Here is a 13,459-nt window from a genome sequence, read left to right as displayed (position 1 = left end):
TATTCGATTTCCGTTCATTTTTGTGAAATATATGTACTTTTTGTTAGATTCCTTCGATTTGTGCATATACAATAAAATTATATCGAAATAAGAGAAGGATGATGTACGTGAAGGAAACTGTTTTACAAGAAACCATCTCCCAGCAAGAACTACATAAAGGTGTTCAAAAGAATACAGCATATTACGATTTTAAGTGGGGACAAGTGAACAATCCCGAGAAAGAAAATACGTGGAATTGGGTAGCATTTATCTTCCCGCACTTTTGGTTAGCTTATCGTAAAATGTATCAGTTATTTATTATACTTACGTTATTAGCGGTACCTACTTTAATTACAGCTACTTTTATTGATATACCAATGTGGATAGATTTTATAATATATGTGGGGACGATGCTGTTTACTGGATGGCAAGGGAATCGATTGTATTATAAGCATGTTATCCGTATTTTACATAAGGCAGAAGATGTGCCTGATTATAAGAAAGAGTATTATTTACAATCAAAAGGCGGCGCTCATATCGGGCTTATGATTGGTTTACAAGCAATAGTAATTGCGGTATTTGGCGTGATAAGTTTCGGTTTAGCACATTTACCGACTGAATCTAATATTAAAAACGTTGTTCGCTTAAGTCTTGAAGGAGAGGCTTTAGAGTCTATCACAGACAAACCAAATTGGAAGTACGTTAAAAAAGAAAAAGATTATGACGTAGTAGAATTTACTGGTTATGATTATGAAGAAAAGAAAAATGTGAAAATTAAATTCGCTGTATATTTAAATGATGATTACTTTGAATGGCAAGAAATTTATTTAAATAATAAAAAGTTAAGTGAAGAAGAAGCAGAAGAGTATCAAATTTACGTTGAAGAAAATATGTGGTTTTTCTAGAGAGAAACTCGTTTATTTGGAAAGGAAGAATCTTGTAAAGGTTCTTCTTTTGTTTATTGGGAGCGGCATACTAATTAAAATTTTGTAAAATACAATAAAAAATGAGAATTTGAGGTAGGCTTGTCAATAACGTGAGACTATGGCAGTATAAAGAAATGCTATACAAATTTTATTTATCGACATGTAAACATCAGAAGTGATTTTTACGTATAAATAATGAACGGAGGAAATGAATTTATGGCTACTTTACCAAATTGTCCAAAATGTAATTCAGAATATACGTATGAGGATGGCGCTCTTTTCGTATGTCCAGAATGTGCCCATGAGTGGGGCCAAGAAGCGGAAGCTGAAAATAATGATGGTGCAAAAGTTGTAAAAGATGCGAACGGAAACGTTCTTCAAGATGGCGATGCTGTTACTGTAATTAAAGATTTAAAAGTAAAAGGAACTTCTTCAGTTGTGAAGATTGGTACGAAAGTAAAGAGTATCCGTCTAGTTGAGGGAGATCACGATATTGATTGCAAAATCGACGGTTTCGGAGCTATGAAGTTAAAATCACAGTTCGTTAAGAAGGCGTAAGTAAATAAAAAGAGGAGGCGAGTAGCCTCCTCTTTTTTTATTGTCAGTTTTTGTCGGTAAATCGATATTTCTAATAGAATCGTTGATATAATTTCATTTACTGTGACCGATGCATTATTCACCGCGCATCATAGTCCACTTCTTTCAACTGACACCTTTTATTAAAGAACGTTTTATACCCAAGCTGTAAGAAGATAATAACAGAGAAAGCTGTACTTCCAGAAATGCCAAGTATAATCGCAATTTGATATTGAATAGCTGTAAATGGTGATACACCGGATAAAATTTGTCCTGTCATCATGCCGGGAAGACTTATAATTCCCATTCCGACCATAGAATTAATTGTTGGTAAAATAGCAGAATCGAAAGCATCCCGAATGAGCGGAGCAGCTGCTTCTTTCGGTGTTGCGCCGAGCATAAGTGCACCTTCGATATGATCTCTTTGTGATTTCATACTGCTTAAAAAGGTATTTGCCCCGAGGCAAATACCTGTCATAGCGTTACCGATTAGCATGCCGGCAATAGGAACGATATACTGCGGAGCATACCAAGGATCGTGCCCGATAATGACAAAGATAAATAGTAGAAGAGGGCCAATTGACCCAGCAATCATGGAGAGGGCGGCTACTCGTTTTAATTCTTTTGACATTGGAATATTAATTCGTTTATAAATATTAAAAATTGCAAATGTAGTAATAGAAGTAATGAGAGCTATTGTATAAAACGGATTACTATTTTCAAATATGTATGTAAGAACATAGGCGACTAGTACAAGTTGAATCGTCATACGTAATGTAGCAATTGTAATTTGTTTCTCACGTGGTATTCCTTTTAATTTCACAAGCCCGATTAAAATAAGGATGAAAATATATGCAGCTGCAAGTTGCCAAATTTGTAATTCAATAACGCCCTTCAATTGATAGCACTTCCTTTCTAGTTGCACCGTTTGTTTTACTAATTTCAATAATATCGTCTGCAATTTCTTCCGGAAGTTGCTGTGAGTGTGTAATGAAGATAACTGTTTTTTTCTTTTCTCTTGCTAGTAGAGTGAATTGTTTCATAACGCGGCGTTCTGTATCACCATCTAGTGCCGAAGTTGGTTCATCTAATAAATAGACGGGCGGATCCATTAGTATAATGCGAGCGAAAGCAAGTCTTTGTTTTTCGCCACCTGATAAAGAAGAGGCGTTATCTTCTAATTTTTTATCTAGACTAACAGTCGTTAATGCGTCCCGCAGGGCATCGTCATTTGGAAATGGCTTTTCAGAAAATCGAAGTCCCATTAATAAATTATCTTTAATTGTTCCATCAAAAATAGGCGGAGTTTGTCCGAGCATGACAACTTCACGGCGTAATTGAATGGGAGGATAATCTAAAATAGATTTTCCGTTATATTCAATTGTGCCAGATGTTGGCGATTGTAAATCGTTTAACATACGAAGTAATGTGCTTTTTCCGCTACCACTTTCACCGATAATACAAGTTATTTTTTCTTGTTGAATTTGTAAGTAAGGAATGTGTAGAATATCTTTATATTTGATGTCTTTTAATATAAACATAAATTGCTCCTTTCTAAATAGACGTGAAAAGGCTGACTACATAGTAGACAGCCCTTAAAGTATTAACCCTTATGATATTTGTACATCCAAAGAAGACCGGATTTTAATAATCTCGGTACACGCCCCATTAATGGTTGGTTTGCTAGTAAACCAAATCCGTGTTTTTTACCGAGAGAACCGAGGACACCTTTTAATTTAATAACAGGAAGTTCATCAGGAAGTGGTTCGTTATTCCAACGTTTTAATAATATTTGGACAATTTGTTCTCCTTGACCTTCAGCAAGTTGAGCAGATGGTGCGTGTGGAAGTGCTGCACAATCTCCTACAACATAAACGTGCTCGTTATTCGGAATATTGTGATATTTAGTTAAAACAACCCGTCCGCTACCATCTTGTTCAACTGGAAGGTTTCGAACAACTTCATTTGCTTGAATACCAGCTGTCCATACGATTGCATCACATTCAAGTGGTTCATCATGGTTGTATACAATGTTTGGTTCCACTTTTGTAATGTTAGAATTTCGTATAATGGTAACTTTATGTTTTACAAACCATTCTTCTACGTATCTACTTAATTTCTCTGGATACGGGAATAAAATTCTATCTTTTCGATCAAATAAATAGATTTTTAAATCTGAACGGCTCTCACGAAGTTCACTTGCCACTTCAACGCCGCTTAAACCAGCCCCAACGACAGCTACTGTTGCATTTGGTTCTAAGCTATTTAATTGTTCATATGTCTTACGTGTTTGTTCAATTGATTGTAGGCTATGTGTATATTCCTGCGCCCCAGGAACGTTGTGATATTTATCTTCGCACCCAAGTCCGATAATTAAATCATCATATGGGATTGCTTCGCCGCCATCGAGATGAACAGCCTTTTCTTCGAGATCAATATTTGTTATTGTGCCGTATTGAATATTGAGGCGTGGGTGTTCAGGAAACGGTATACGAATATGCGTTTCTGAAATTGTACCCGCAACTAATGCATAATATTCAGTTTTGAAGCAATGATATGGTACTTTGTCGATTAATGTCACTTGTACATCATTTGGAAGTTGATTGCTTGGAAGTAGCCGCTGCAGAATTCTCATTCCACCGTAGCCCCCACCCAGTATTACGAGGTGTTTCATGATGGATTACCCCTTTTCTGTTGAAATATCCCCTAATCATACAATTTTATATTAATAAAATATTTTGACTTTACACAATCAAATTATATCGAATTTGTGAACAAATAACAATGCATGAATGAATACTCTGTTGTACAATAAGAAGAAAAGTAAAGTAAACTGTTTTCATTTTCTAGTTACTATTTACTATTTCATTATGAGTAGTATGTTATATAAGGAAGACTATCTATTGTGAAGTGAAATAGTGAAGTAACTAAATAGTTTAGAATATATAACGAAAACAACAAGAAACAGCTTAGTTTTCTTCTTATAAATAAAGTGGAATGGTAACAAAGGGTTACTTATCCGTTTCGCAAATTAGGTATGCATTTCATGCCTGCTAAAGTAAATGGTAATTTGTTTAGAGATACAGGGGGGAGAGTTTTGATTAAACCATTAATCGAATTTTGTGTAGGTAACCTTGCAAGCGGTTCGCAAGCGGCTTTAGAAAAATTAGAAAAAGATCCTAATTTAGATGTCATGGAATATGGGTGTTTAGGGTATTGTGGCATTTGTTTTGAAGGTCCATTTGCACTTGTAAATGGTGAAGTTGTACAAGGTGCAACAGTAGAAGAACTTGTAAATAATGTATATGATTATATGGATGAAAATCCAATGTTTTAAAGCGTTGCAAACAGGCAACGTTTTTCTTTTTTCATTTATTAGGAGTGTTTATTTCGAAAAAAAAGGCCCTTTTAGAAGGGCTTTTTTCTTACGCGATTTGTGTAAGAACGGCTTATTGCCAAAATACTGTCAAATATGAGAAAGGGGGGACATTCGTATTGTGTTCTAAAAGCATGCATTTTATACTTGAAATAATAAATTATTTTTGGAGTGAATAAAAATGAGCCAATTTTCTTTTACAAAAATGCATGGTCTTGGAAATAGTTATATATATGTAAATATGTTTGAGGAACAAATTAGAGAAGAAGATTTAGCACTTGTAGCGGAGAAGGTTTCAAATATTAATACTGGTATTGGTGCAGATGGAATGATTTTAATTTGTCCTTCTGACGTGGCACCGGTAAAAATGCGCATGTTTAATAACGATGGTTCAGAAGGAAAGAGCTGTGGAAATGGTTTACGCTGCGTAGCGAAATATGCGTATGAGCATAAACTAGTAGAAGGTAAAGTTTTCACAATTGAAACGTTAGCTGGTATTGTTACGGCAGAAGTAACGGTAGAAGATGACAAAGTTACATTAGCGAAAATCGACATGGGGGCACCTCGTTTAACACGTGAAGAGATACCGATGCTTGGTGAAGGAGAAACACCATTTATTCGTGAAAACTTCTTATACAATAATCACCGTTATGCATTTACAGCTGTTTCAATGGGGAATCCGCACGCGGTTATTTTTGTTGATGATGTAGAAAAAGCGCCCCTTACAACGTTAGGACCAGTTCTTGAGACGCATGAAATGTTCCCAGAGCGAGTGAATGTTGAATTCATCGAGATTTTGAATGATGAAGAGATGAATTTCCGCGTTTGGGAACGTGGATCTGGTGTAACACAAGCTTGCGGGACAGGAGCATGCGCAGCTGTCGTTGCGGCAATTCTAAATGGAAAAATGGAACACGATAAAGAAATTACAGTTCACTTAGCAGGCGGCGACTTAATGATCGCATGGACAGAAGAAGGAAATGTATTAATGAAAGGACCTGCGGAAATAATTTGCCGCGGAGTGTATGAGTACAAGATAGAAGCGTAAAGATGTATAATAGAATGAGAACAGAAAGGATGGTGTATTTCATGATTGAAGTAACAGAACAAGCAGCTTTTCAAATTAAAGATATGTTAAAAGATGCTGAAGATGGAGAGAAGTACGTACGCCTTGCTGTACATGGCGGCGGATGTAGTGGTCTTTCTTACGGCTTAGGATTTGAAGTAGAACCAAAGGAAGACGACACAGTTCTTGAGTTTTTCGGTGTTGAATTTGTTATCGATAAAGAAAGTGCTCCGATTGTAAAGGGAGTGAAAGTTGACTATAAACAATCTATGCTTGGCGGCGGATTCACAATTGATAATCCAAACGCAATTGCATCATGTGGATGCGGATCATCTTTCCGTACATCGTCGAATGCTGGTAAGCCGGAAGAGTGCTAAGTTTTTTCATTCCGTTATGCTAAATGGAAATTGAATGGGTAGGTTGCATATAAAGACCTTCTTAGCGATGAAATCAAATCGTTAGAAGGTCTTTTCTTTTGCCTTTAAAAAGAAAAAGAGCAGGACAAAGATAGTGAATATATGCAAGAAGAAGGCTAAAGAGGATACATGAAGGGGAAGGCCAATTTCTAGAGTGAAGAAATAATTATATTTGAACGGTTGTACATACGGATTTTTACTATCTTACAAAAGTGTAATGTTCATGTCATGTTTTTGAATTTCTTCTTTAAAGCTTAGGCTTTAAGATAACAATATAAGAAAAACACATGAGGTGAAGGAAATGAAAAGATATATTGCACTTTTTAGTATTTTAGTTGTATTCGCAAGTTTGTTAGTTGGCTGTGATTTAAACCGTATGGGTAAAGATGAGTACTACGTTCAAATTACTACTGATGGAATCGAAAAGAATGAAAAAGCTGATAATGGTCAGCCGTACAAATCATTCGAGTATAAGTTACCTGCATTTGATAAGGATGGTAAAGAAAAAGAAATGGAATTTACCGCTGCGAAAAACCTTCGTAAAGAAGCATTCTTACGCGTATTCCACTCAGATAAAAAAGGTGTAACAGCTTGGGAAGAAGTGAAGAAGGACGAACTTCCTGCGAAAGTGAAAGAAAAATTAGGTGTGAAATAAGACAGATGGAAAAGGAATTGACGAACAGGGTCAATTCCTTTTTTCGTTCTCAAAATCCTCTTCTGAAATGACTATAAATCCATGTCTTTTAAATAAAGCCGTTGTGACCCCGTAACCGATTTGTTTATTGCCATTAAATTCTCCTGTGTAAATAGTAGAACTGCCACAAGATGGACTGCGTTCTTTTAAAATAATATATTCTGGGTTTAAACCTTTTATTTGTTCTAATGCTTTATAAGCACCAAGCACGAAAGCCTCCGTGACATCTTGGCCTTCTTTCGTTATCACTTTTGCTGTCCCGTCTAAAACGTCATCACCATTACCACCAATAATTTCAGCCGAAGGACGAGGTGTAGGTAAACCGCCCAATACTTCGGGGCAAACGAGGGTGGTGTCTTCCCTTTGTAATAACTCTTCTATTTTTGAAACGAGATTATCGTTGCCGTCATAACGACAAGCAATGCCACCTAAACAAGCGCTAATTACAATCATATTTTCATCTCCAATAAAAAATATTAAATATCACGCCAATTGCTCTTCCTGACTCTTACCTATAAATGAGGTGATAAAAATGGGAAGCTTATATAATTTAATGAAACCATATAGTGAATTTCGAAGTAAAGAAGAGTTTAATGTATATCAAAAACAAGTTTTGAAGTGCTATCGATTTCAATTGAATAAAACGGATTCTATCATTATTCATTTTTTAGGAAAGTATGCGGTGAATGAGAAACAAAAAACAGTGGGGGTTGCTTGTCCGTTAATGGAGACAATTGCTACAAATGTTGGAAAGAGTATTCGTACGGTACGCCGCTCGATTGCGAAGTTAGAGGAGCTTGGAATTATAAAGCGTGTTGCGACAAAAGAAAGATATAAGCGCGGCGGATATAGTGCAAACTTATATGTATTTCTTAAATCTGCGATTGACCGCATGGATGACCGTATGAAGATGTCCGCATGTGAAAGTGATGATCGTGCAGATGGCTGTAGTGGAAATGAGCAAAAAAATGAGGGGGAAACAATTCTTTCTAAAAACATTCCACAAATAAAAGAGAAAAGAAAAGTAACGTACGAGCTTGATGAAACGTATTGTCGTCACGATATACCGAAGCCTTTTATATACGCGCTCATACCAATGACGAGTAATCCGAAGAAGATTAATATATTTTGGAGTAAGGTGGAACTTGCTTATAAAAAGAGCGGATTACTAGAACAAGGTGCTGTATTAGAGGGAATATTAGCTGATGAAGAAGTGCGTGGAAATTTAATTTGGAGGGTGAAAAGTGTTGTGAGAGCGTATAAGTACGGAGAAATTCGTAAAGATGTTGGAGCACTGTTGTATAGTACGATGCGAGATTTATTTTTAGAAATTGGATTAGAGTGGGGAGCGGCATTAAGGAGAAGTAAGGGAATACCGTTATTCGATCCATTTAAAAAAGAGTCATGCGTATAATACATGACTCTAAGTAGCTAATCGAACTTTCTTACAACTGGAACACGAATTGCTACAAATAGTACAAAGACGATAACAGCGATTGCACCGCTTTTCATAACCGTTACAATTGGAATGCCGATCCCAAGTGCAAGCGATGTAAATGCGTAAGAGAGCGGAATGAATCCCATCGATGAAAGCATGAGTAAACTCATAACGCGTCCCATCATCTCTTCTTTTACTGTTGATTGAATCATTGCCATAAGTGGAACGATAGCCATCGCAATTGTAATACCGTAAAACATTCCGGCTAATAATGCTTGCCAAAGTACGGTGCTAAAGTTAATGGCTAGGAAGAATATACCAGACAGTAGCATCATGATAATACAAAATAGACCACGTCTGCGGTTAATGTTTTTTAATCCGACAATGACAGCTCCTATCGCCATCCCGCCGCCAACAGACGCTTCTAAGTAACTAAACTGAAGTGAATCACCGTGCAGAACGTTTTTGACGAAGAGCGGGAAGCCTACTTGCATTGGGCCGATTAAAAATAAGTTTAAAAAGGCGCTACATATGAGGAAAGTTGAAAGAAATGGTGATTCTTTTACATATGAAATTCCCTCTTTAATAGAAGTAAACATGCCTTTATCTGTTTCATTTTTTTCGGGTACTGTAAATTGTATTTTTTGAACGAGTATCGCAGCGATAATGAGTAGCAGGATTGTAATTGAAAAAATTGTTTCATAGTTCGTAAATTTAATGAGAATACCGCCAAGTACAGGTCCTAAAATGACAGATGCTTGGTTTGTCATTTGAGTAAGTGAATTTGCTTGTGTTAAACGGCTTTTTTCTACAAGTTCAGGCAGAATAGATCCATCTGCTGACCAGAAGAAAGCGTCAGCAAGTCCGAAGAACAAAGCGAACAAAGCAAATGTATATAGTGTTACATCACCGACGATGAACCAGGTGAGAATAGTTGCGACAAGAATAGCGCGAATAATATTAGAGTAAAACATAATATTTTTTTTCGGGAATTTATCAGCTAATGCTCCGCCGATAATCATAAAGATGAGCCTTGGAACACTAAGAGCCACGAAAACAATACCGAGTGAAGCCTCAAGGTTTAATGTTTTTGCTATGTACCATGTTTGTGAAAAAGTAAAAAAGGCTAAAGCAAAACTTGAAAAGAGAGTAGCTGCCCAAAGAAAAAGGAAGTTCGTATTTTTTAATAACGGTTTTCCGCTTCCTTCTAAAGCAGATTTATTTTGTTGTAGTTCCTCCATAGTGCTTCCTTTCTATGTACCGATTTTAGACTGAAAAACCTATTAACAATCGTTTTACCCCGCGTTAACGGGCAGTAAAACTCCCACCTCAAAATTTGGCTCGAGCAAAGAAGTTAGGTGGGAGACCAACTGCCCGTAAACGCCCGATTGGTGAGGGCTAATACTCAGTGGGGGATGAACAAAACCCCCACTGAGTATAGTTTCACTTTATACAGTTTCTAATAGTTCTATACTGCACTTTCTCATTGTAGACAATAATAATGAATTTGCACAGTGGCTATTTCACGACAAAAAAAGAAGATACCAAGGGCATCTTCTTTTTTATGTTTTAGGCTAATGCAATATAAATATCCACTTGTACGTTAGTTGGATCTACTGCATTTTCGTCATAAAGCTCAAAATCTGTTGTAAAAGCACGCTTGTTTTCTTTCGACCATTGCCAAATATATTCCCAAGTTTCACAAATGACTTCAGAAACAGGACCTTTTCTCGTTGTAAATACCGCATACGTTGCGGCAGGTAATGTTAAAGTTGTCATATTTTCAGGAACATCTTCTAATGAAGAAACAGGCATGCCGATAGTAAATTGATATGTACCAGTTTCATCCGATTCGTAGTTTGAGTAGAAAGCGAATGTTTCTTTTGTTTGTTGATTTGGAATTTGGTGCATAATTTGTTCTTGGAAGTAGCGATTCCAAAGCATTGGAATCCTTCCTTCAGTCGATGCTTCTTTTTCGTTTGTAGTTGTAATAGAAACACCGATTGCTTGGAAAGCTCCTTTTTTTACGATAATAGGTTCTTTCATTAATAAAACCTCCCTTCATTAAATGAAACGTACGTTCTGTTTTTATTGTAACATATTTTGGAAGTAAGTAGTGTTTTTTATCAAATTGGAATGTATTTTAGTTAGGAAAAGAAGAGGGTATGAAAAGAACTCCTCTCATCTAAAAGGAGTTCTTTTCATTTCTATATTAAAACATACTTGAGCTATGCATTGGTTGAAGTTTTGCGTTTGGATCGAAGTAAGCTTTTGCATTGTTTACTGCTGTCGGTGCTTCACCAAAGCCACAAGCAATGAGTTTTACTTTTCCTTCATATGTACAAATGTCACCAGCAGCGTAAATGCCAGGAATATTTGTTTCCATTTTTGAATTCACGAGGATGCTGTTCTTTTGAATATCTAAGCCCCAGTTTTTAATTGGACCAAGCGAAGACACGAAGCCGTAGTTTACGATTACGTCATCAACATCAAGGATAACTTTTTCTTCTGTTTTTACGTGCTGAAGAACAACTTGTTCAATCGTGTCATCACCGATGAGTTCAACTGGAACATACGGTGTGCTTACTTCTGCACGGGAATTCATTAAGCTTTCTACGCTATGTTCATGTGCACGGAATTTATCACGGCGATGAACAATTGTAACTTTATCTGCAATCGGTTCTAACATCATTGTCCAGTCTACTGCTGAGTCACCGCCGCCGAATACAACGACGCGTTTTCCAGCAAATTTATTCATATCATCAATGAAATAATGTAAGTTTTTCTTCTCGTATTTTGCTGTGCCTTCTAATTCTAAGCGGCGTGGTTGGAAAGCACCATTGCCAGCAGTAATAATGACAGATTTAGAGTAGTGAGTTTGTTTATTTGTAACAAGTTTAAATATACCGTCAGCTTGTTTTTCAAGCGTATCAACAGCTTCTTCTAGGCAAACAGTTGGATCGAACTTTTTCATTTGTTCTTTTAAGTTATCAACTAACTCTTGTGCGCGCACTTTTGGGAATCCAGCTACATCATAAATATACTTTTCGGGATATAGTGCGGATAATTGCCCGCCAAGTTGAGGTAAGCTTTCAATAATTTTTACACTTGCTTGTCTCATTCCGCCATAAAATGCAGTGAATAGTCCTGTTGGGCCACCACCAATAATTGTTATGTCGTAAACCTTTTGATTTTCTGTCATTTTCATTCCCCCTATAGATGATGGAATTTTAATATTGATTTCATATATTGTTCATATGTACATGAAAATCCTGCAAATGATGACACTTTCAAATAAATGATAGCATATTTCAGTTAATAATACTTCTGAAAACGACTGAATAATAAGTAAGTTTGCGCATAGATGTTTTAGAATCGTATAAAATATAGCGAAAGGAAAATACATGAAAAAAAGGCTGAAAAACCCTTGAAAACGCTATGTTATTTTAAAATATTGATAATTCTCTAGGTGCTTGAATTATGGAATGAAACCGACTAATATAGGGAAGTATTATGTTAAATTTCTATGACAAATTTCGTACGATTTTTTGACTGCGTTTTGTTATGATATAGAATGTGATAAATTCCACATTCTTGACAAATAGAGTTTTTAGTACTTGGTATTATTTTTTATTACTATTATATAAAGAAAAGGGTTGTGATTTAGTGAAGACTCCAAAAATCGTAGTTTTAGGTGCAGGTTATGGCGGGATGATTACGACTGTTCGTCTGCAAAAAACATTATCTGTAAGTGAAGCTGAAATTACGTTAGTAAACAACAATAGCTATCACTACCAAGCAACTTGGTTACATGAGAGTGCAGCTGGTACATTACAAGATGATAAAATCTGTCTAGATATTCAAGACGTTATCGATACAAATAAAGTGAACTTTGTACAAGATACAGTAGTAGAGATTAAAGCTGCTGAAAAACGTATTATCTTAAAAAATGGTGAATTAGAGTATGATTACTTAGTAATTGGTCTTGGTTTCGAATCAGAAACGTTCGGAATTAAAGGATTAAAAGAGCATGCATTCTCAATCACTAACATTAATGCAACTCGTCAAATTCGTGAGCATATGGAAGAAAAGTTTGCTCAATATGCGACTGAAAAACGTGATGAGTTAGTAACAATCGTTGTTGGTGGTGCTGGATTTACTGGTATCGAGTACGTAGGTGAGCTTGCAAACCGTATTCCTGAACTTTGCAAAGAGTACGATGTTCCACGTGAAAAAGCACGTATCATCTGTGTAGAAGCTGCTCCAACAGCACTTCCTGGTTTCGATCCAGCATTAGTAGAGTACGCTGTAAAACAACTTGAGAAAAAAGGTGTAGAATTCCGCATCGGTACAGCAATTAAGGAAGCAACTGAAGAAGGTATTATCGTTGCCAACGGTGATGATGCTGAACTTCTTAAATCTGAAACTGTAGTTTGGGCTGCAGGTGTTCGTGGTAATGGTATTGTGGAAGAGTCTGGATTTGAAGCAATGCGCGGACGTATTAAAGTGGATGAGTACATGCACGCTCCGGGTCATGAAGATGTATTCATGGTTGGTGATGCAGCGTTAATCATCAACGAAGAGATTAACCGTCCATACCCACCAACAGCACAGATTGCAATTCAAGAAGGTTATAACATTGCACACAATTTAACTGTGTTAGTTCGCGGTAAAGGTGAAATGAAAAAGTTCGCATTTGATAATAAAGGATCTGTATGTTCATTAGGTCATGACGATGCAATGGGCGTTGTTATGGGTAAAAAGTTAACAGGTTGGAAAGCTTCATTCATGAAGAAAGTAATCGACAACCGTTACTTATTCTTACTAGGCGGACCTTTATTAGTTCTTAAAAAAGGTAAATTGAAGTTCTTTTAATATATAGTAGAAAAAGCAGAAACGGCTATGAGCTGTTTCTGCTTTTTTCGTATTGAAAATATAGTATAATATATAAAAAAGAAAGAATATTCTGTTCGTTTGATGGAGGAGGT

At 36.3% G+C, this 13,459-nt stretch carries 15 protein-coding genes; 8 read left to right on the top strand and 7 right to left on the bottom strand.

From position 1 onward, the window contains the following. Positions 1–98: 98 nt before the first annotated feature. Complete coding sequence (locus AB3X48_RS03480) at positions 99–884, top strand: DUF2628 domain-containing protein (protein WP_165762453.1); 786 nt, start codon at positions 99–101, stop codon at positions 882–884. 237 nt (positions 885–1,121) lie between these two features. Then, positions 1,122–1,463, top strand: coding sequence for an alkylphosphonate utilization operon protein PhnA (gene phnA / locus AB3X48_RS03475; protein ID WP_002112620.1), 342 nt, complete (start codon positions 1,122–1,124; stop codon positions 1,461–1,463). Between the two features lie 118 nt (positions 1,464–1,581). Here the strand turns inward: phnA and AB3X48_RS03470 are convergent, their stop codons facing one another. From AB3X48_RS03470 to AB3X48_RS03460, 3 genes are all read right to left on the bottom strand, one after another. Beyond that, positions 1,582–2,379: an ABC transporter permease gene (locus AB3X48_RS03470; RefSeq protein ID WP_002160020.1), complete on the bottom strand. Its 798-nt coding sequence runs from the start codon at positions 2,377–2,379 to the stop codon at positions 1,582–1,584. Next, a complete protein-coding gene (locus tag AB3X48_RS03465) occupies positions 2,363–3,022 on the bottom strand; it encodes an ABC transporter ATP-binding protein (protein WP_002112619.1) in 660 nt (219 codons plus the stop codon). The genes AB3X48_RS03470 and AB3X48_RS03465 overlap by 17 nt, the downstream gene beginning before the upstream one ends. A 62-nt stretch (positions 3,023–3,084) precedes the next feature. Then, positions 3,085–4,155, bottom strand: a complete 1,071-nt coding sequence (locus AB3X48_RS03460; RefSeq protein ID WP_002112618.1) for an NAD(P)/FAD-dependent oxidoreductase — start codon at positions 4,153–4,155, stop codon at positions 3,085–3,087. Between the two features lie 423 nt (positions 4,156–4,578). Here AB3X48_RS03460 and AB3X48_RS03455 point away from each other — a divergent pair, with 423 nt between their 5' ends. From AB3X48_RS03455 to AB3X48_RS03440, 4 genes are all read left to right on the top strand, one after another. Continuing rightward, entirely contained in the window at positions 4,579–4,818 is a 240-nt protein-coding gene (locus tag AB3X48_RS03455; RefSeq protein WP_002015892.1) for a YuzB family protein, read from the top strand. 220 nt (positions 4,819–5,038) lie between these two features. After that, positions 5,039–5,905, top strand: a complete 867-nt coding sequence (gene dapF, locus AB3X48_RS03450; RefSeq protein ID WP_002145090.1) for a diaminopimelate epimerase — start codon at positions 5,039–5,041, stop codon at positions 5,903–5,905. A gap of 41 nt (positions 5,906–5,946) precedes the next feature. Beyond that, positions 5,947–6,300 carry a HesB/IscA family protein gene (locus AB3X48_RS03445; RefSeq protein WP_016106515.1) on the top strand — a complete coding sequence of 118 codons (354 nt, stop codon included), beginning with the start codon at positions 5,947–5,949 and terminating at the stop codon, positions 6,298–6,300. Between the two features lie 340 nt (positions 6,301–6,640). Beyond that, positions 6,641–6,994 carry a YxeA family protein gene (locus AB3X48_RS03440; RefSeq protein ID WP_016106514.1) on the top strand — a complete coding sequence of 118 codons (354 nt, stop codon included), beginning with the start codon at positions 6,641–6,643 and terminating at the stop codon, positions 6,992–6,994. 30 nt (positions 6,995–7,024) lie between these two features. Here AB3X48_RS03440 and AB3X48_RS03435 read toward each other — a convergent pair whose 3' ends face one another. After that, the gene (locus AB3X48_RS03435) at positions 7,025–7,486 is read right to left on the bottom strand and encodes a 2-thiouracil desulfurase family protein (protein WP_016106513.1); all 462 of its coding nucleotides are present in this window, start codon (positions 7,484–7,486) and stop codon (positions 7,025–7,027) included. 79 nt (positions 7,487–7,565) lie between these two features. On the opposite strand from AB3X48_RS03435, the gene AB3X48_RS03430 reads away from it, so the two are divergent. Beyond that, positions 7,566–8,447 carry a helix-turn-helix domain-containing protein gene (locus tag AB3X48_RS03430; RefSeq protein ID WP_088099642.1) on the top strand — a complete coding sequence of 294 codons (882 nt, stop codon included), beginning with the start codon at positions 7,566–7,568 and terminating at the stop codon, positions 8,445–8,447. Positions 8,448–8,464: 17 nt separating this feature from the next. Here the strand turns inward: AB3X48_RS03430 and AB3X48_RS03425 are convergent, their stop codons facing one another. The 3 genes from AB3X48_RS03425 to AB3X48_RS03415 form a co-directional block, all read right to left on the bottom strand. Then, positions 8,465–9,712 carry an MFS transporter gene (locus AB3X48_RS03425; RefSeq protein WP_078173464.1) on the bottom strand — a complete coding sequence of 416 codons (1,248 nt, stop codon included), beginning with the start codon at positions 9,710–9,712 and terminating at the stop codon, positions 8,465–8,467. Between the two features lie 328 nt (positions 9,713–10,040). Beyond that, entirely contained in the window at positions 10,041–10,517 is a 477-nt protein-coding gene (locus AB3X48_RS03420; RefSeq protein WP_016106511.1) for a GyrI-like domain-containing protein, read from the bottom strand. A gap of 166 nt (positions 10,518–10,683) precedes the next feature. Beyond that, positions 10,684–11,673 (bottom strand): NAD(P)/FAD-dependent oxidoreductase, encoded by a 990-nt coding sequence (locus tag AB3X48_RS03415; RefSeq protein WP_016106510.1) that lies wholly within the window; start codon positions 11,671–11,673, stop codon positions 10,684–10,686. A gap of 464 nt (positions 11,674–12,137) precedes the next feature. Between AB3X48_RS03415 and AB3X48_RS03410 the strand changes: the two genes are divergently transcribed. Then, the gene (locus tag AB3X48_RS03410) at positions 12,138–13,346 is read left to right on the top strand and encodes an NAD(P)/FAD-dependent oxidoreductase (RefSeq protein WP_002112603.1); all 1,209 of its coding nucleotides are present in this window, start codon (positions 12,138–12,140) and stop codon (positions 13,344–13,346) included. Positions 13,347–13,459: the final 113 nt, after the last annotated feature.

It is taken from the genome of Bacillus sp. S4, from assembly GCF_040838205.1.
Taxonomy (GTDB): Bacteria; Bacillota; Bacilli; order Bacillales; family Bacillaceae_G; genus Bacillus_A; species Bacillus_A cereus_U.
This window is presented reverse-complemented; position numbering and strand designations above follow the sequence as displayed.